Annotated in this window: 14 protein-coding genes; 5 read left to right on the top strand and 9 right to left on the bottom strand. The window is 49.4% G+C overall.

The features are described 5' to 3' along the window. Positions 1–40 precede the first annotated feature (40 nt). The 5 genes from MRBBS_RS18355 to MRBBS_RS18375 are packed head-to-tail and all read left to right on the top strand — an operon-like array spanning position 41 to position 7,615. The gene (locus tag MRBBS_RS18355) at positions 41–1,675 is read left to right on the top strand and encodes a class I SAM-dependent DNA methyltransferase (RefSeq protein WP_014873119.1); all 1,635 of its coding nucleotides are present in this window, start codon (positions 41–43) and stop codon (positions 1,673–1,675) included. After that, a complete protein-coding gene (locus MRBBS_RS18360; RefSeq protein ID WP_014873120.1) occupies positions 1,668–2,885 on the top strand; it encodes a restriction endonuclease subunit S in 1,218 nt (405 codons plus the stop codon). Before MRBBS_RS18355 ends, MRBBS_RS18360 begins: the two co-directional genes overlap by 8 nt. Then, positions 2,885–3,898: a hypothetical protein gene (locus MRBBS_RS18365; RefSeq protein ID WP_014873121.1), complete on the top strand. Its 1,014-nt coding sequence runs from the start codon at positions 2,885–2,887 to the stop codon at positions 3,896–3,898. The genes MRBBS_RS18360 and MRBBS_RS18365 overlap by 1 nt, the downstream gene beginning before the upstream one ends. 1 nt (position 3,899) lies before the next feature. Then, positions 3,900–4,388, top strand: coding sequence for a type II toxin-antitoxin system death-on-curing family toxin (locus MRBBS_RS18370; protein ID WP_014873122.1), 489 nt, complete (start codon positions 3,900–3,902; stop codon positions 4,386–4,388). A 5-nt stretch (positions 4,389–4,393) separates the two neighbouring features. Then, complete coding sequence (locus tag MRBBS_RS18375) at positions 4,394–7,615, top strand: hypothetical protein (protein ID WP_014873123.1); 3,222 nt, start codon at positions 4,394–4,396, stop codon at positions 7,613–7,615. A 98-nt stretch (positions 7,616–7,713) separates the two neighbouring features. On the opposite strand, the gene MRBBS_RS18380 is transcribed toward MRBBS_RS18375, so the two are convergent. From MRBBS_RS18380 to MRBBS_RS18420, 9 genes are all read right to left on the bottom strand, one after another. After that, positions 7,714–8,091 carry a hypothetical protein gene (locus tag MRBBS_RS18380; protein ID WP_041635391.1) on the bottom strand — a complete coding sequence of 126 codons (378 nt, stop codon included), beginning with the start codon at positions 8,089–8,091 and terminating at the stop codon, positions 7,714–7,716. Positions 8,092–8,253: 162 nt separating this feature from the next. Next, positions 8,254–9,864: a Tn7-like element transposition protein TnsE gene (locus MRBBS_RS18385; RefSeq protein WP_014873124.1), complete on the bottom strand. Its 1,611-nt coding sequence runs from the start codon at positions 9,862–9,864 to the stop codon at positions 8,254–8,256. Beyond that, a complete protein-coding gene (locus tag MRBBS_RS18390) occupies positions 9,861–11,360 on the bottom strand; it encodes a TnsD family Tn7-like transposition protein (RefSeq protein ID WP_014873125.1) in 1,500 nt (499 codons plus the stop codon). Before MRBBS_RS18390 ends, MRBBS_RS18385 begins: the two co-directional genes overlap by 4 nt. Before the next feature lies 1 nt (position 11,361). Then, positions 11,362–12,972, bottom strand: a complete 1,611-nt coding sequence (locus MRBBS_RS18395; RefSeq protein ID WP_014873126.1) for an ATP-binding protein — start codon at positions 12,970–12,972, stop codon at positions 11,362–11,364. After that, complete coding sequence (locus MRBBS_RS18400) at positions 12,965–15,052, bottom strand: Mu transposase C-terminal domain-containing protein (protein WP_014873127.1); 2,088 nt, start codon at positions 15,050–15,052, stop codon at positions 12,965–12,967. Before MRBBS_RS18400 ends, MRBBS_RS18395 begins: the two co-directional genes overlap by 8 nt. Further along, a complete protein-coding gene (locus MRBBS_RS18405) occupies positions 15,039–15,866 on the bottom strand; it encodes a heteromeric transposase endonuclease subunit TnsA (protein ID WP_014873128.1) in 828 nt (275 codons plus the stop codon). Before MRBBS_RS18405 ends, MRBBS_RS18400 begins: the two co-directional genes overlap by 14 nt. Before the next feature lie 144 nt (positions 15,867–16,010). Beyond that, complete coding sequence (glmS, locus tag MRBBS_RS18410; RefSeq protein WP_014873129.1) at positions 16,011–17,843, bottom strand: glutamine--fructose-6-phosphate transaminase (isomerizing); 1,833 nt, start codon at positions 17,841–17,843, stop codon at positions 16,011–16,013. Between the two features lie 78 nt (positions 17,844–17,921). Next, positions 17,922–19,286 carry a bifunctional UDP-N-acetylglucosamine diphosphorylase/glucosamine-1-phosphate N-acetyltransferase GlmU gene (gene glmU, locus MRBBS_RS18415; RefSeq protein ID WP_014873130.1) on the bottom strand — a complete coding sequence of 455 codons (1,365 nt, stop codon included), beginning with the start codon at positions 19,284–19,286 and terminating at the stop codon, positions 17,922–17,924. A 168-nt stretch (positions 19,287–19,454) separates the two neighbouring features. Next, positions 19,455–19,877 (bottom strand): F0F1 ATP synthase subunit epsilon, encoded by a 423-nt coding sequence (locus tag MRBBS_RS18420; RefSeq protein ID WP_014873131.1) that lies wholly within the window; start codon positions 19,875–19,877, stop codon positions 19,455–19,457. Positions 19,878–19,883: the final 6 nt, after the last annotated feature.

Below are 19,883 nucleotides of genomic sequence, written 5' to 3' on the forward strand. Positions count from 1 at the left end.
CTTCAAAAGAGCCACAGAAATTTAAAGGCAAAACACTCACATGGTAGAACTCGAATTTCAACAGAAAACCAAAGTGCTAATCGACAGCCTGAAGAACATTTGCGCCAACTATGGACTGGGCAATGATGGCAACGAATTCAAAATAATTACACAGACCTTTCTGTACAAATTTCTCAACGACAAGTTCGCCTATGAAGCGAAAAAGATCGACGAGAAAGTCGCTAACTCAGAAAAGTGGGAAGAAGCGCTTATCGCCATGAGCGAAGAGGAGCTGGAAATGCTCCAGTTGCAGATGGGTGGCGATACCGCGCGCTTAAAGCCCCACCACTTTATCAGCTACCTATTCAGCCAACAGAACGCGCCGGACTTTGCCAAACTATTTGATGACACTCTTCGTGATATCGCCCAAACCAATAACGATGTGTTCGCAGTAAAAACTGACGGCGGGGCCAAGGTAGTGCTGTTTGATCGGATCAGCGAGTACATTGCCGATGAATCCAAACGTGATGCCTTTTGCCGAGCCATTATCAACAAGTTGGTGGAATTCAGCTTCGAACGTATCTTCACACAAAAATTCGACTTCTACGCCAGCATCTTTGAATACCTCATCAAAGACTACAACAGCAACGCCGGTGGCAAATATGCCGAGTATTACACGCCTCATGCTGTGGCGCGCATTATGGCCGCTATTCTGGTTCCCAAAGAGCAACAGGGCAAAATAAAAAACGTCAGCTGCTACGACCCATCTGCCGGTTCTGGAACTCTGTTGATGAACGTGGCCCATTCCATTGGCGAGAACCGATGCAGTATCTACACCCAGGACATCTCGCAAAAGTCCTCAAACCTGCTACGTCTTAACTTGATTCTGAATAACCTAGTGCACTCCATCCCTAATGTGATTCAGGGCAATACTGTGCTGCACCCCTATCACCGGGATGGCAAAGACCTGAAGAAGTTCGACTATATTGTGTCCAACCCGCCGTTCAAGATGGATTTCAGCGATTTTCGGGACGAGCTGGCCAGCAAAGAAAACAAAGACCGTTTCTTTGCTGGTGTTCCCAAGATCAAAGCCAAAGCCAAGGACAAAATGGAAATATACCAATTGTTCTTACAGCATATAATCCACTCACTCAAGCCAGGCGGCAAAGCGGCCGTAGTGGTGCCGACTGGTTTTATTACCGCGCAATCTGGTATCGACAAAAGCATCCGAAAATATCTAGTCGAATACAAAATGCTGGCAGGTGTGGTTTCTATGCCCTCCAATATCTTTGCGACAACGGGTACCAACGTCTCAATTCTGTTTATGGATGACAGTAATAAAGAAAAAGTAGTGCTCATGGATGCTTCAAATCTAGGCGAGAAAATAAAAGACGGCAAGAATCAGAGAACTGTGCTAAGCCAAAATGAAGAACAACGCATTATTGATACATTTAATGCCAAAGAAGCCGTGGTCGACTTATCTGTAATAGTCGGTTATGGAGAAATAGAAGCCAAAAACTATAGCTTGAGTGCAGGTCAGTATTTCGATGTGAAAATTGAATATGTTGATATTAGCCCTGAGCAGTTTTCTGAAAAAATGCAGCGTTTTACAAGCAACCTAGATGGCTTTTTTGATCACTCTCGTGAATTGGAAAAAGAGATCAAAAAACAGTTGGCGGGATTGAAATATGAATAGGGTTAGCCCTAAAAGACTAGGCGATCTTATCAACTTGAAGCGGGGCTATGACCTTCCGGAGAGGATCAGAGTTGCAGGACCCTATCCAGTCATCAGCTCTGCTGGTGTATCTGGGTCTCATAACGAATATAAAGTTGATGGCCAAGGCGTCGTGACTGGACGGTACGGCACGCTAGGCGGAATGTATTTCGTAGAAGGCAAATATTGGCCACACAATACTGCCTTATATGTTCAGAATTTCAAAGGCAACGATCCAAAGTACGTCTACTACCTGTTGAGCTGCTTAGGCAGAATTCGAACTTCTACCAAAAGCGCCGTGCCTGGAGTTAACAGAAACGAACTCCATGAGATGGCGGTTCCAGCGATTGAAAACAAAAAACTTCAAGTTGCGATAAGGAAGGTACTTGAAGCTATCGATAAAAAAATTGAACTCAACAACCGCATCAACGCCGAACTAGAAGCCATCGCCGAAACCCTGTACGACTACTGGTTTGTTCAGTTCGACTTCCCCGACGCCAACGGCAAGCCCTACAAAATATCCAGTGGCGAAATGGTCTACAACCCAACTCTGAAGCGAAAAATACCAGAGGGTTGGGCTGCGGGCACACTGGAAGATCTTGGAGAAATAGTTGGCGGCAGCACACCGTCAACCCAAAATAGTGAAAATTTCACTTCAAACGGTACACCATGGATCACTCCATACGATCTATCAAATAACCAAGGAAATAAATTTATCTCGCGCGGGGCCAAAGATGTGTCTTTAAAAGGCATCCGTGATGCATCATTGAAAAGGTATCCGGCAGGGACGGTGTTACTGAGTTCACGAGCACCAATTGGATACATGGCAATAACGAGAAATGAATCTACGACGAATCAAGGTTTTAAGTCTTTTATACCTTCAAAAGGTTATTCAAAAGAATTCATCTATTACACTGTAAAAGATTCGATTAAGGCAATCACACAATACGCCTCAGGCTCAACTTTTAAGGAGATTTCTGGTGCCACGTTAAAGACAGTGGAAATTGTTTTACCAAAAGCTAAGATCACCAAAGCATATACAAATCGTGTTCAGCCAATATTTTTGAGACAAGACCTAATCGAGAAAGAAACGGAACAGTTAACACAGCTCCGTGACTGGCTCCTCCCCATGCTAATAAACGGTCAAATTACTGTATCTATACCAGCCATTCCCCTAGTTGAGGACGCATAGTGGCCAAGGATCTTACCGAATCGTCCCATGATCGCCAGAACATTCTCAATAACCGCTACGTCCTGCAGCAGGCCGAGCAGCATTTAGACTTGGGGGGGGCTCATTTCCAGAATGAAACGGTGTTCACCAAACAACAGTTAATGGCCTTATATGAAATCAGTGATGCGACGATCGAACGCTATTTGAATAGCCACAGTGACGAGCTAAAAAGCAATGGTTATCAGATTTTAAGAGGGGCTAAGCTCAAGGAATTCAAGGCTTCAAGCCATGGTACCCTCACCAATGAGGGTACCAAAACCAGCGTACTAGGAGTGTTTAGTTTTCGAGCAGTATTGAACCTCGGTATGCTACTTACCGAAAGTGAACCAGCCCGTCTGCTTCGCTCGCGTCTGCTCGACATTGTGCTAGACGTGATGGCCGAGCGCGCAGGTGGACACACCAAGTTCATCAATCAGCGTGATGAGAACTACCTGTTGGCGGCGTTTCAGGAAGAAAATTACCGCCGCAACTTTACTGACGCACTCGATAATCATGTTGAAGGCAACCATTGGAAATATGCCCGCTTTACCAACCTAATCTATCAAAGCATTTTTCATGAAAACGCAGCAGAATACAAAAAGGTGCTGAAGCTGACAGCCAAAGCTAATATTCGAGAAACCCTTTATTCCGAAGTACTTAATCTGATTGCTAGTTTTGAATCTGGCATTGCCCACGAATTAGAAAAGGCCAGCCAAGCACAAGGCCGTAAGCTTACGCAGAAAGAAGCTGAGAGGTTACTTCGTAGTTTTGAGCAACACCCCCTATTCAAGCCGTTAATTCTAGATGCCCGAACCAAAATGGCTAGCCGGGATTTGTGCTTTCGAGATGCACTTCATAAAAAGTTGGAGGCTTACATTCGGTCTGTACCCGAAGCCGACTTTGATCGCTTTTTGGGCGAAAAGAGCAGGTCGTTGGAAGAGCAATTGAGCGACCCTGAAACGCTTGCGGTACTAAAGAGACTGAAGGATCGCTGAGATGGCGCATGTAGGTATGGATAATAGTGATATTGGAGTCCGCTTCTTCTATTTTGATGTAGCGCATGCTATCGAGGTTCATGATTGGATCATTGAACACTCCGGCGGGCTGGCTGGCACTAAAAACATAGATCAGCTGGAAAGCCCTTTGGGGCATATTCAGAACGACAGCTACTACCCCGAAATTGAAGATAAACTCACACACTTGGTGTTTTCAATTAACAAGTATCACGCGTTTAATGATGGCAATAAACGCTCATCTCTAGTCTTAGGCGCATATTTTCTTGAGCTGAATGGACTCGATTTTGTGGTGAAACGCTTCGTGAATGAGATGGAGAACATCACCGTCTGGGTGGCCGACAATGTGATAAACAAAGACCTGCTCCATCAGATCATCAGCTCCGTTCTCTACGAAGATGATTATTCAGAAGCTATAAAGCTAGCCATTGTGGAAGCAGTTCACGCCGCCGAGCAATCGAAACAGGAATAAAGGACATGGGATACAAAGCACTGTTCAATGGATGGGACTCGCTTACAATTGAAGATCTCCTCGTAGCCTACCGCAAGGCTAAAGCAGACTGCTTCTTTGAAAATACCTTCCCGACAGCCATCAAGTTTGCTGAATACGAACAAAACCTGCTGGTTAACCTGAAACTGCTTCTAAAAAGCCTCAAAAAAGACTCTGGTTTTGAATCCAATGAGGATCTCTTAGGTAGTTTTCGCTTGTTACCCAAAAAGCTATCGACAAAGAAAAAAGCAGGTAGCAATATAAATGGCCATGTTCATTTTTCCAAGCCCGAAAGAGCGGTTGAAAGCCTATTCAAGAATTTCGACATCATACCGGAATTCCGTATTGTTGGTGACTTCCCCGTAAACACCCATATTATTTCTGCTCTATGGATCAATATGGTGGGCCACAAGTTTGATGAGAAACTTGATAAGTGTTGCTACGGCGCAAGGTTAAAGCGGATTAGAAATGATGCATTTTTCAGTGCTGATGATGATGAGCCGTTCCACATCAGCTCTATTGGCTCATTCGTTCCCTATTTTCAACCGTACCAAAAGTGGCGAAACGATGGCCTGAATGCCATACGTGATGAACTAGAGCGAGATCGCAATATAATCGCGGTGTCGCTCGATCTGGCAAGTTACTACCACTTTATAGATCCAATGGCTTTGTGTAGTGCAGGCCTTCTGGAAGCTCTAAAGCTGGAACTCAATGGGGAAGAAAAGGTGTTCACCGATCAACTCGCTCGTTTCCTGTGCAGTTGGTCTGAAGGAGCATCGATTTTTGGCGAGTCGGTTGGTGGAAAGAAAGCTACTATTAATGGTGGGTTAGTTATCGGCCTGACCTGTAGCCGAATAATCTCTAATGCCTTGCTGCACAAGTGGGACAGGCTGGTTTTTGAAAAACTCTCCCCAATCCATTACGGCCGCTACGTTGACGATATGTTCCTCGTATTACGCGACACGGGGACCATCACCAATAGCCTTGATCTAATGCAGACTATCCAAGCGCGAATGGGTGAAACCTGTGTTTCGCAAAATTCGAAAAACGATAAGGTTTGGGAGATCAACCTGGGAGCCGACATCCAGGGCGACACCAAAATATCGTTACAGTCTGACAAGCAGAAATTGTTTGTGTTGCAAGGGCGAGCTGGCCTCGATCTTCTGGATAGCATTGAGAAAGAAATATACGAGCTTTCCAGCGAACATCGTCTCATGCCATCGCCAGACCAATTGGAGCACTCAACCGCAGCCAAGGTACTTTCCGCCGCTGGCAGTATTGGAGAAGGTGCTGACACTCTTCGTAGAGCAGATGGCCTGACCATTCGCCGTCTGGGCTGGTCGCTTCAGCTTCGGCATGTAGAAACCCTCGCACGGGATTTGCCGCCCAATCAGTGGAAGGAGCAGCGTGAAGAGTTCTATCAGTTTGGCCACAATCATATCTTGCGGGCAGATAACCTGTTTGCACATTTTAGCTACCTGCCACGGTTGCTAGGTTTCGCAATCGGCATGAATGAATGGGAGCAAGCTGAGCGAATCGCAGTTAAATCCTACCAAGCTATTGAGGCCTTAGCCTTAGTGGTTGCAAAGGGTAAAAAGGTCAGAATTAATGGATGTGATGCCAAAGTTTCGAGTGATTTTTGGGGCTATATAAAGGGAACGCTAACCTGGTTATTTATTGATGCCGCGACCAGATACCATGACCCTGACAAGCTGTTCTTAGGAGAGCGTTCAACGAAGAAGAGGCGCCTAGCTGAGCTATTTCTGAGTCAAATAGCCGCCAATTTGTCTGATTATGAAGTGTTACTTGACCTTCACTTTGACGCGGCAGATTTTGAGACAAAGGCACCGCTTGTTGCACTGGCTGATTTAGCGAAGGAAGCATACAAACACATTGTTAACAGCCGCTCTGCAGAGAAGTTGGTTGGCAATCGTGACTCCAAGAAGGAGAAAAAAATACTCAAACTGCTGGGCAGCTCCGGGTTACTCGATGTAGATACATTTGACCAGTTTATCAGCTCTACACGCAATACGCGCTTGGGCAAGGTGATCAATGGACCAAGAAAGAATGACAGCTACCTACCGTATCTCTTTCCGACTAGACCTCTATCCCCAGCTGAAATATCAGAGTTAGCACCTGAGTGCGTCGGTTTACCATCGGCATCTGGAAAGCCACAAAATTGTGGACCTGCTGTTACTTGGGCCAAGTACACTCAAGTTCTGCGTGGTGTCTGGATAAAGCCAACATTGCTTGCTGCCGAGCAAGATGCCAATGGCAAGCCATCAGGTAAAAGAAAGAAATACCTAAGAATCGGAACCGACAGCAAAGATAAAGTGATTATTGCATTGACCAATATTCGCACCGAAGACAACGATTGGGCAGCCTCAGCATGCAACAAGCCAAATTTGAGTCGCAAACGCTATCAAAAAATATCCAAACTGGTTAACGATGCTCTGAAACTGAAACCTAGACCGGATTATGTCCTATTCCCGGAGTTGTCTATTCCACTGCGTTGGCTCAACAGTATCGCAGCCAGGCTAAGCGCAGCAGGAATTAGCTTAATCGCAGGAACAGAGTATCGTCACAGCGACGGAAACAAGATTTTGAGTGAAGTAGCTCTGGTGCTTGCAGATAATCGTCTTGGCTACCCGACGTTTGTGAAAATCTGGCAACCAAAGCTCGAACCGGCAGTTGGTGAGGACAAAGACCTCACGGCAAAATTCGGTAAAGAATGGGCTATATCAGAAAAAGACGCTAGATCCAGAAAGTTTGCCAAGCCTATTTACATGCACAATAGCGTCAATTTCGGTGTCATGGTCTGTTCCGAACTACAAAACAGTAAAGCGAGAATCCGCTTTCAAGGAGCCGTTGATGCCCTTATGGTTTTAAGCTGGAACAGAGACCTGGATACGTTTGCCTCGCTGATTGAATCAGCCGCTCTGGATGTTCACGCCTATACGATCCTCGTTAATAACCGAAAGTATGGCGATAGCCGAGTCCGCTCGCCAGCCAAAGAATCTTTCCTGCGAGATATCGCTCGTCTACGGGGTGGCGATAATGACTTCGTAGTAGCTGCCACGCTGGACATTGAAGCGCTCAGAGCTTTCCAAAGCCGCGCAAAACGCTGGCCCTCAGATGGTGATAAGTTCAAGCCTGTGCCTGAAGGCTTCAGCGTGCTAGGCGACAGAAGAAAATTGCCGCCGAGGTAGCTCAATAAATTGAATCACTCAAAAAGCACCAACCTAGACTCGGTTTTATGAGAGTGTTTGACTTGTTTGGCGTCAACTATCTTGTCCGATCGTAATCCTTAATCAGGGTCAATTTCGGTATAGTCTGAAACCATTTGATCTCCCCACTCTAGACAACTGACTACGAGTCCTTGATCGATAGAGTCAAAATCGCTATAAGGCATGTTGCTTCGCGATAGATCTTTACCCAATATGATCTCTCTTTGTTTAAGCTCCGCAATAATCCTCTTATATCTTTCAGGATTTTCATTGAAAACCTTCTTAGCCCAGAATAATGCTCGGTCAATATTTGAATGATGACCGTAGCGATAAATATTGATCAGAGAATCGATTGCCTCAAGACAGCCTTGCTTTGCAGCTAACTCCCAAAAGTCTATTGCTTTAGACTGATTCCCTTTAGATATTTGTGAAACACCAGCCAAGTATAGTTCATGCATTATACTTTCCTTTGATAGAGTTTAATATAAACTGGATCAGATCAGGATTACCGCTTGTGCAGAGTTTTGACTGCTTATTTTTAAATAATCTTAAACATTCTGGTCGTATTGTCTGTGCACCTATTAAAGCAAAGCATAGTAAAGGCTTCATAAATTTTACATTCAACTCAGAGCATTTCGAATCCGAACCTTCCAGTCAAATATCTGAGCGGAAGTGATCCCGGAAGGGCTATCTTTTGGGTGATTCACAGAGCGCATTGGGTCACAGTCCGTCGACATACTCGTTGGCCAACGGAGAGAGCCCTTCACAGCTTCTTTTAGAATTTGGTCTAAGCTTCCCTTTGCTACAGAGCGTGCCTTAAAGCCCATGATCCTCGTTGACATGGTCGTGCGCTTGTCTGATGTATCTATTTCCAGAAGATAACGGTGACTGCCGTCTGGTTGCTTGAATTTTGCGAGTAAATAGCAGCGTGGTTTTTCATTATCAATCATACTGTAACTACAGCGTGCCACGAGTGGAAGCGGCCCTACTTCCAGAGTTAATAAAACAATCTCGGACTCTTGACTGATCTGCTCAATAATTTCGCGAAGCAGCGAGAACCGATTTGCATACTGCTCATGATTTTCGCTCTCACCCAACTTCTGGAACTCTCCCGGCGCTATGCTACCTCCGATTACGGGGTCAGCGACTCCATAGCTCGTTTTCTCTTTATTAGGCCATTGCGCATCATCGATCTTCTTGCCGTGACCGCTGGCACGCTCTCCCTCGTAGGCAATCGTTGTATTAATCGGACCATTATAACCGAGCCCCTCTATGGGTAAATGAATTAGCCTAGGCTCTTTGGCATCGGTTGGTTCTTCCTCAGCATCAACTTCTATCTCATCAGCCTGCGCTGGGGCTGAGCCAATACATGCCTTGTTACCTTTAACCGGTCGCTTAAGAGCCGGGTGATGGAAAAATATATCTCCAGAGTGATTGAGCCGCAGCCCCTGAAGCGTTTCGATTTCCCAAACAAGTAACTCGTTACTTGTCGAGTCAAAGGGGCCTCGCGCACCCACTGTAATCCCTTCAAGTGAGGCAGGCGGCTTGAAGTCGAACTTCCATCTGGCATACGCCGAATTTCCCGTGACGTGCTTTTGTTCGTCATTTAGCCTTTGCCAAATTGATTCAAACGACCGCTTTACGTCTTGATTTAGTAGCATCCAACTAAAGTGATTTCTATATTCTTCAATTTCTATAAGCCGCCTTGGAACGCCAGTCTTTGCAGGTGTATGAAAATGCGTACCATCCTCTTCAATATAGCGAGTAAAAACCATATCCAATCCATTTGGCTCGAAAGCAGCACGCGTGATAACCGAAGCATGAAAAAAAAGTTTGCGCGCCAACTCGAATTTCGGGAGCCAGACGGTCATTCCATTGGCCTCAAACACAAAACATCTTTGGCTGGATAATTCCAAACTGGCTGCCAGCTTTTTTGCCAAACGCGGGCATTCACCCAGCGGCCTATCTCTCCAAGTATCTAATGCCGGCAGCTGCACCATTTTCTTGAAGCCGCCGGACTGATAAGGGGTACCAACTTTGCCAGTAAATTCTCGGCCAACCGCAAAGACGCATGACATCTCCAGCGGAAACTGCAGTAGCTCTGCCTGGCCATTATTCAAAAACTGAGCAGCGATACGCCACTGGGCCAGAGGAGCATTTGGTTTAAAAAAGTTTCCAAGGGCTTGTAGCTTGGATCCGATCGGGATCTGACGGAATAAAGTTTTATTCAATCCATTTCTCCTAGTAATCGGATAAATTCAGTTGTCAGCGATGCCTGCCTACTGATTTCCAACCCACACCGTCTTTCCAGCTCCCAATGTCGAGATGATATGCCGGCCCGGACGTCCTCAATCATCACAGCCGTTAACCGACGTATCTGATACTCACCGACCGACTCTGCATAGCGTTCGAGGAATGCTCGGCAAAGGGGCATCTGATCAAGATGGTGTGAAACCGATACCCAATGAGGTAGCTGATGCAGAAACCAGCTGCAGCTTCGTCGCGGCAAACTCAACTCCTCATCGCTGTCTTTACCAATTCTGATCAGCAGCCGTACCAGCTTTCTGTCACGCCCTGCCCAGTCGACATGGCTGTTGTTGCCTTTTCGGCGTGGCCTCGACCGGTTCGCCGCCATTAGCCAGTTCCGGTCATGTCGATAGAGCCAGGCATAGCATGACGCCCCACCGTTGCGTCTTGCCGCCGTCGCCTCACAGTGGATATCGAGTGCTTTAAGCCAGTCAGCTCGATACTGTCGCTTTTGTTTGATGCTTGCGAGGAGCTGCTGCGGCGACTGGGCGATTAAAGCATCAGTCAGATGAGCGTTTGCCTCGCCAACAAGCTCGTCCACCGGCTGATTCGGACGCAGACTGGTCCAGATGATCAAGTGCTGCAAGGCATTAAATCCCTTACGATGTTTTCTGAATATCGCTAACAACCAAGGGGGAAGATCGTTGGATGTCAGCAAGCCATTCGCGACAAGCCAACGCCGTCGATGGGTTGCCAGAACTTTCTCCCATATAACCTCCATCTTGACCTGCCGGCCGCGTTTAGCGCCACACTCTTCAGCCAAGTGCCGGTAAAAGTTAGTCCAACGCGCGTAACCTGGCGATTGCGATCCATTAAGCACCAGCAGTTGGGCAAAAGCCTTGGCAAGTTTGTTCGCCTTTTCGCTCTGCAGGCTCTTTAGAAGGTCACTGGGCGTAAACAGTGGAGAGGCCGGATGGAACTCATGTCGCTGCGCTCGTCGGAACGGGACGTCGGAGTTCAGGAGCTGGCAGCTATGTTCGGGGCAGGTATCCACTCCCCGAACCTGCCAGCTACGCCGCCAATAAGGCTCACCGAGCCGAGCGATCATCTCTTCAAAACAGGCCGGGCAATAACGAAGCCATTCCGGCCACTTAACCAAAGCTGCCAAGGCGCCGGAGAGGCCAATTGTTGGGCGATCAGAAGCGAGCATGGCCTGAAATAGATCAATACGACGTTCCTGTGGGATAAAGGGCGCATAAAGCGGGTACAGCGTGTGATTCATAATCACGCTTGCCGCATCCAGACCGGTATTATTCGCCAGAATTGCTAACCGAGTGGGCAGATCGGTTATGGCAGCAACTTTGCTGTCACCAAACAACATGTTCAGCAGAGTCTTGTGATTGCCTATTCCCAGATGCACCCGACATCGCGCAATACCGCTGTAGAGCAGCTCGTCCGGATACAGTTTAGGAAAATACACGTTAGCTGGCCTTCAACAAAGGCCGCAGGTCAAATATCAGGCCGGCCTGTTTGAATCTGTCATAGACCTCACTTTCAGGCCCGTCAGCATAACGCCGGCGCAGATCGTCTTCGGATAGACGCCCCCACTCCGTTCGCTTTAACCTGGCAATAATGGGTTTCTTGGGATTATCCTGTGCAAGGTAAGCCGTTGCCTTATGAATAAGTGCAGCCATTGGGATATTTGGATACTTTTCCAGCAACTCATCAGCCATAGGAATGGCGATATCTTGTGGAATTTCCATGCCTTCAAGTAAAGCAGCGAATTTCTTAGCTTTGCCATCGACAGAAGTTTCTGGAGGTTTCGATGGCACGATTCGGTCGAGCGATTGGGTTAGAGTTAGCAACCTGCCCTCAATCTCCGGCATCAATAAGTCGTCATACTTTGCAATAAGCTCAGGCCTACCGCTTCGCAGCGCTGCTAGCATCGGGTGGACGGGCTTAAGCTCGTCCTCAAAGACTTTACGCAACAGCATCGGTTTGATGCATTCAACGCCTGTTACTATCGCCCTAATTTGCGCAAGCGCGAATAGTTTGATGACAATGTCCATAACTCCTTGGGTGAGGTCGTACATAGTCGCCTCTAATTCATCATCGAGCGGCGCCGTATTTCTTAGCCACTGGTACTTCCAGAGCTGTTTCAGAAGGCTCTTCCAATGCTTATCCCGCGGCAACCTGTCCCAGCGGATGCTGCCCAACCCAGAGATCCGCCGCGCAGCGCGAAACGTGCGTTGGAAGAACTTACTGGCCCTGTGCGTACCAACCTGAATGATCGGAACGCCAATAGTATTCACCAGCGACACGAAAAAGTTGTGCATTTTCTCCGCGCCACCAGATCTGGCTTCGTTCAAATTCTGAACCTCATCAATGATTAAGACCCCGAGCGCATGCAGATTGGCAACCTGACACATGGATGCCAATAGTCGCTTGGTTCCGAGCTTCTTGCGCCCGTGACTACGGCTATAGTGGGTTCCCAGAATCTTGTCCACAGCATTGAAGAACGACAGACACAGCTCATCAAGATCGCCATCGATGGGGCAATCGATCTTTAAATAGACCAGCTGGGAGATGTTGTAGTCTGGGTGGTGAAGAGCCTGGGGATACATGCCCAGAATCCGCTCCAGAGTGCGAGTCTTTCCACAGCCCGAGCAGCCAAACAGCGACAAACTGCTCGCTGTAGTGGAAACGCTTTGGTAAACCGCCGCAGACAAGTCCTCCTCCTCGATCCGACGGTAGCCATTCTGCAAGTGTGCATACCAGGCGCCGCTCGCCGGATTGCGACCGATGTAGCCTTGGCGGATCATCAAGCTGATTTTGCTTTCCAATTCCAAGTGATGGCTCAGCGGCTGGAAGAAGCTGTGCAACAAACGAGCAATGGCATGAGCCCTGAGGCGGCCATCTAGAAGCGCTTCCTGCGAATCGAAGCGGGGCGCCAGTCTCAGCAAGCCAACGACCTCCTCCAAACCCATAACCGGTGGCAACGCACTAATGAGCGGATTCTCCTGATATTCGAGCAGCTGCTGCTGCCCATAACTAGCTAAGGGGATCACGCGGTGTGGGGGCTCTTCAGTCATCGTCGTCCTCCTTGAATATCAGGTCACTGAGATCTGGGAAAGCATAGTCATCTTGGATATCCTCTCGCAGCGTAACCACCTCGGCTAGTCTCTCCCGCTGTTCTTTCTCTGGTCTGACTGCAGTGTGCTCGCGCTCGTAGCGCTTCTCTTGCTGTTTATTCGCGCGTATCTGGACGCCAAGGTCCTTTTTTGTGATACCAGTTTTAGCCGGGCTGGCTTCTTCTGCTCTGGCAATGATGGATTCGATCCGCTCCAAAGACCTACCTCTAGCCACCAAGCTCTCCGCCGCCGCGTTAGCATCGCTACTACGTTCTTGTTTGGACAACAGCCAGACATCCCAGAAGGTCATCCCTTTGAAGCGTCGGCTTCGGTCAGCAAGACCACAGATCCAGTAATCCTTGAGGCTGTTGGATGGTCTCAGGTAGATGTGGTCTGCACTACGTGGATCATAAGCAACAGTGACCTTTACCGGCCTGCGCCCCTGACCTCGGTGAAACCAGCCCTCCTTAATTGCTTCTTGGCAAGTGAAGACGCAGCCAAAAAGTTTGATTCCCAACTCCGAAACTGTGGCCTGCTCATGAGGTAAAAGGTTGATCCGCACCAGATCTTCAGGTGCAGTTCGTAATTTTCCTGTCAGGTTAGCCAACCCCCAATTCCACAGCATAACCGGAATGGCTGGAAGGTCACCCGGCATCCCAGCAGCCCTGTCGTATTTGGTTAACGTGTGGTGGTTGTTGTGCCAAAGCACACGCTCGATAATGATCTGCGTTAACTCGTATAAAGTCAGGCTGGCATCGAGCCTGTAGTCGTGGCCACCGCGCTTGCGACTGGTATTGCCCTCAACAACACCGCTGGCATAGGGCTTGAAGCTCTCCTGAACAGTTAGAAAAAAGCGCTCAACTATGCCCTTGGCGTCGCCCCGCCTGGCTGTGGCATTTTCAATGCGGACGCCGAAGGCTTGGGAAAATGCCTCAACCTTAGTACCGTTCAACTCACCTTTATCGGCCAACACGACATCAGGCAAACCTCTAACCGGCCATTCCCCAGGCTCGATATCTATATCGTACCGACGACAATACTCGACCTTGTCGGAAACCGCGTTAGACAATGCCATCATCGCACTGACCCAAGACGGCCCCTCAAATCCGACGTATATGCCCGTGACCATGCGACTAAAAACATCAATCACCATGTATATGACAGGCCTGCCAACTATTAGGCTACGATCATGCCCCGACACTAAATAGATGTCAGCGACCGTAGCATCTATTTGATAGCGATAACCGGGGCCTAGCGTCTCGGTTGTCGAGGTACTACTAATTGGCCGAAAGTCTTTAGCAAAATCTACCGCCGACATTCTAAGTGGCAAAGTTTCGGTGAAGTGATATTCGCGCCCGTAAAAATAGCGGAACTGGCCCAGTGTCGGTAGTTCGGTGTCCGATAGATTTGGTCGCTTGATCCGAAGCAAATTAAGCGCTGCAGCATAAGCCTCTGGAATAGAGGGGTGTGTTATCTTAAGCAAACGCTCCTCGATCACTCGACGAAAAATACGCTCGATATCCAGCGTAATATTGGTCCCTATCCCTCTTCTTACTATTCTAGGCCTACCAAGTTTAACTTTGTTTGGCGTTCTTCGTTTTCCTCGGGCACCAGAATTAACATAGTCCGGCAAAAGGGCATTCATGCACATGCCACGCTGCCAGAAACGCCTCAGCAACCTATAAACCGTCTGATTGGTGACGTCATGACGCGCCATTATACTCCTGACGATAACGCCTCTAGAACGCCGTGTGAAAAGCTTGGGGTCATTTACAAAGTCTTCCAGCATTGCCCATGCTTCATCTCGTTTTTCCTGCTCTGGCGAGCCTTTCTCCACCTCCCGAAGAACAATTTCTTCAAAAGGATCTACAGTACTTTCTAGCTCCCCATCCAGGCGCAGGCGCTTTAGCTCTGCAACCGATACGGGCTCAGGAAACGCTTTGTCAGAGTCAATATCGATCCAGATAACCTCTTCAACCCCCGATAGAAGCAGACGTTTACGTAACTTCCCAATCTGAAAAACTCGATTAACTGATAGCACTAACTAACTCCTGCTGAGCCTGATCATCGTTAGCAACCAGATCACCTGGTTTCAGTTCTCGATAAGGAGTGTCAATGTCAAAAAGGAAAAGGTGACGCGCCAATAACTGGCGCAACCAATAGAGAGCCTGACCAGCCTCCATCTGACTAGACATATCCAGTCCCTGAGCAATCGTTGTCAGCGAACGATCAGGGTGTCGCTGAAACTCATACAAGAACAACTTCTGATAGTGCGCGAGTTCGTCTTGGTCAATATCTTCTTCTGCGTTTGCGGGATAGAGCCATTGGATATTTGCAAATGCCACCTTAGACACTTCCTTTTCCGTGACGATTACCCATGGAATATCTTTTGACTGCCAATAGCGCCGCTCCAACTCAAGCCTCTCGATGACTTCGGGCTTCTGCAAATCGCTACTGTACTTCGCCTGTATCGCGATAGTCGGTCGTTGAGGGTCATCAAAATCAACGACGAAATCACTGGTCAGTACCTGCGGAGCACCTTGGTAACGGCCATGAGAAAGACCAAGCTTTTCAGCTATATGCATCGTATCTTCAACACGCATCGGAAACTGTTCGCGGATATCAGTAACATGGGGAGACCGGTCTAAAGTCAGGAAAATAGCCAACTCAAGATCGGATAAAAGATGGTGCAAACGTCGAGTCTTACTGCCAGGCAGGCGGTGGGAGCGGCCGAGTGACGATACATCCCTAGTATAAATGAACGGTTTGTAGTCAGACCCATGACCTTGGCCACGGCCTTCTTTGATTCTTTTGTCAATTTGGGTCTGAGTTAGACCTTTGAATGTTCCAGCCATAAAAAATCCAAGATCCGCTATGTCAATAATATCAACATAGCGGATCTTGGATTAGGATGAAACTTTATTTATAACGATGATACTTTATTCGTACGGATGAAACTTTATTTGCATCCCACAGGTATCGAGAGTGTCCTGCCAAGCTTATTCCACCGTAACACTTTTCGCCAAATTGCGAGGCTGGTCTACATCTGTACCTTTAAGCACGGCAACGTGATACGACAGCAACTGCAAAGGTACTGTGTAAACAATGGGCGCGGTAATCTCGTGTACCGACGGCAATGATAAAACGTGCAGACCTTCTTCCGCCTTCACGTTGGCTTGAGAGTCTGCAAACACAAACAGCTCGCCGCCGCGGGCACGGACTTCTTCAAGGTTGGACTTGAGCTTTTCCAGCATCGCATTGTTCGGGGCGACGGTGACGACCGGCATGTCGCTGTCTACCAGCGCCAACGGGCCATGTTTGAGCTCGCCGGCCGGGTAGGCTTCGGCGTGTATGTAGGAAATTTCTTTAAGTTTCAGTGCACCTTCCAGCGCCACCGGAAACAGAGCGCCGCGGCCCAGGAACAGGGTGTGGACTTTGTCCATAAAGGCGCCAGACATCTCGGCGATGGCGCTGTCTAACGCCAGAACCTGCTCAACCTGCCCCGGCACCCGATGAAGCGCCTCTACGATTTCAGCTTCGCGCTCTTCACTCAAGCCATTGTGGCGCGCCAGCGCAAGAGTGAAAATCAGCAACGCGGTGAGCTGGGTGGTAAAGGCTTTGGTGGAAGCCACACCGATTTCGGGGCCTGCCTGGGTCATCATCACCAAATCAGATTCGCGCACCAGTGAGCTGCCGGGAACGTTACAAATGGCCAGCGCCGCGCGGAAGCCGGCTTTTTTTGCCTGGCGTAGGGCGGCCAGGGTATCGGCGGTTTCACCGGATTGGGAAATACACAGGAACAGGGTATCCGGCTGAATCACATGCTTGCGGTAGCGGAACTCGGAGGCCACTTCTACCGAGCAGGGCACACCGGCCAGGTCTTCAATCCAATAACGGGCCACCATGCCAGCGTGGTAACTGGTGCCACAAGCAATAATCTGTACGTGTCGCACGTTCTTGAGCAGGTCTCCAGCGGACGTTCCCAGCGCTTGTTCCAATACTTTTTTGGCGGTGACCCGGCCTTCCATGGTGGCTTTGATGACGCGTGGCTGCTCAAAGATTTCCTTCAGCATGAAGTGGCGATATTCGCCCTTATCAGCGGAATCGCTGCCGTGTTCAAAGCGACTCACTGAGCGTTCTACCACTTGCCCTTCACGGTCGCGAATGTCCATGCGGTCGCGGCGAATGTCTGCCATATCGCCTTCTTCTAAAAACATGAAGCGATCGGTTACCGGCAGCAACGCAAGTTGGTCAGATGCAATGAAGTTCTCACCAATGCCTACGCCAATCACCAGCGGACTGCCTTCGCGGCACACGATCATGTGATCGGGTTCATTGGCGTGTATGACCGCCAGGGCGTAAGCGCCGCGCAGATGGCTGATCGCTTGGCTAACCGCTTGATACAGATCGCCGGTGATGCGGTATTTTTTCTCGATCAGGTGGGCGACCACTTCGGTGTCGGTTTGCGAGGTAAATTCGAAGCCTTCAGCTTTCAGCTCCTCACGCAGTTCCTGGTAGTTTTCGATAATGCCGTTGTGAACGATGGCAAGTCGGTCGCCAGACATGTGTGGATGGGCATTTATCTGCGAGGGTGCACCATGGGTGGCCCAACGTGTATGGGCGATGCCCACAGGACCCGCCGGCGGATTAGCAGCAATGGCTTCAGCCAAAGCAGCCACTTTGCCGACTTCGCGGGCGCGATGCACCTGTGCTTCGGAGTCAATCACGGCCATACCGGCTGAATCGTACCCGCGGTATTCAAGGCGACGCAGTCCCTCAAGAAGTATGCCGTGAACGTCCCGTTCTGAAACCGCACCTACAATGCCACACATGCTATTTGTCCTGTTCGTCGTAAAAATTGTCGTGAAAACGGTAAAAAAGTTCTGGAAAGCCGTAAAAAGTAATCGTACTCAGTGTTTTTTTGGCTGTTGCCAGCCGGGTATATTGCGCTGGCGCCCGCGGGCAACTGCCAGTTCTTGCTCTGCGACATCTTTGGTGATGGTCGAACCTGCGGCAACAGTGGCACCAGCGCCAATAGTAACCGGTGCTACCAACGCACTGTTGGAGCCGATAAACACGCCATCACCTAACACCGTCTGGGACTTGTTCACACCATCATAATTGCAGGTGATGGTGCCCGCACCTACGTTTACGCCAGCACCCAGCGTAGCATCGCCGATGTAGCTCAGGTGGTTAATTTTACTGCCTTCACCCAAGATGGCTTTTTTGGTTTCAACAAAGTTGCCCACTTTGGTGTTGGCCGCCAATTGTGTGCCCGGACGTAGGCGCGCGAAGGGTCCGACCTGAGCGTTGGCACCCACGCTGGCCTGCTCGATTATGCTGTGAGCGTGAATCTGCGCGCCATCGGCTATAGTCGCATCGGTGATCACGCAGCCTGGGCCAATAGACACATGGCTGCCCAGAGTCACCTTACCAATGAACACCACGTTGACATCAATCAGCACGTCGTTACCAATGCTGAGCTCACCGCGCACGTCTACCCGCGCCGGATCCGCCAACGTGGCTCCTTCTGTCATCAAACGTTCGGCTTCGCGGCGTTGATACCAGCGCTCAAGCTCAGCCAGCTGCACGCGGTTATTCACGCCTTGTACTTCAAACGCATTGCTCGGTTGAGCAACGTTGACCGTCATGCCTGCCTGCACCGCCATGGCGATGATATCGGTCAGGTAGTATTCACCCTGAGCGTTGCTACTAGAAAGCTGTGGCAACCAGGTTTTCAGATGCCGAGCGCTGACGGCAAGGATGCCGGTGTTCACTTCGCAAATCGCCAGCTGTTCCGCATTGGCGTCTTTTTGTTCCACGATAGCGGTTACCTGGCCTGCACTATTGCGCAGAATACGGCCGTAGCCCTGGGGGTTATCCAGCGTGACCGTTAGCAGCCCGAGGGTTTTTTCATCCAGGTTCTGAACCAGCCCTTGCAGCGTCTCCGCCGTGGTCAGCGGTACATCGCCGTAAAGCACCAGTACTCGCGCATCATCCGGTAAGCCTGGCAATGCTTGGGCAACGGCATGTCCGGTGCCTAGCTGTTGCTCCTGCATAACCCAGCTGACTTTATGGCCAGCAGAGGCGGCTTTTACCTGGTCGGCACCATGGCCAATTACCCCGTGAATACCCGCCGCGCCCAAGGTCTTGGCCGTCGCTATCACGTGGTGCAACATAGGTCGCCCAGCAACCTTGTGCAGCACCTTTGGCAGCGATGATTTCATCCGGGAGCCCTGGCCTGCGGCCAGAATAACAACGTGCAGCGGTGACATGAGGTAACTCATCCTTTGTGGTCAGACTCTATAAAACGGAGATTCCTATAATAAAAAAGCCGCATCCTTGCAATGAGAGAAGGCATTGCACTCACCCAATATGGTGACACAACACCCGCTACCCACGCCGGGATGCGGCTTGTTCAGGGCGAGCCCTGCCGAACGCTGTTAACGAACGTTCTTACGCAGTTTTTGCAATGTGCGTAGCTGAGCGGCGGCTTCTGCCAGCTCGGCCGCGGCACGGAAATACTCGAACTCGCCCGTTTTATTCGCCAGTGCCGCTTCGGCGTCTTTCTGGGCCTGCAATGCTGCGGCCTCGTCGACGTCTTTCGCTCGCACCGCGGTGTCGGCCATCAGGGTGACAAGATTCGGCTGTACTTCCAGGTAGCCCCCGGACACATACAGAATTTCTTCTTCACCACCTTGCTTGATGATCCGCACAGCGCCCGGTTTGAGCGCAGACAGCAGCGGAGCATGGCCGAACTGAATGCCTAACTCACCCTCGGTGCCGGTAGCAATCAACATCTCTACCAAGCCGGAGTAAATCTTCTTTTCAGCGCTTACGACGTCGCAATGTACAGTCATAGCCATTATCTA

The organism is Marinobacter sp. BSs20148 (genome assembly GCF_000283275.1).
GTDB lineage: Bacteria > Pseudomonadota > Gammaproteobacteria > Pseudomonadales > Oleiphilaceae > Marinobacter > Marinobacter psychrophilus.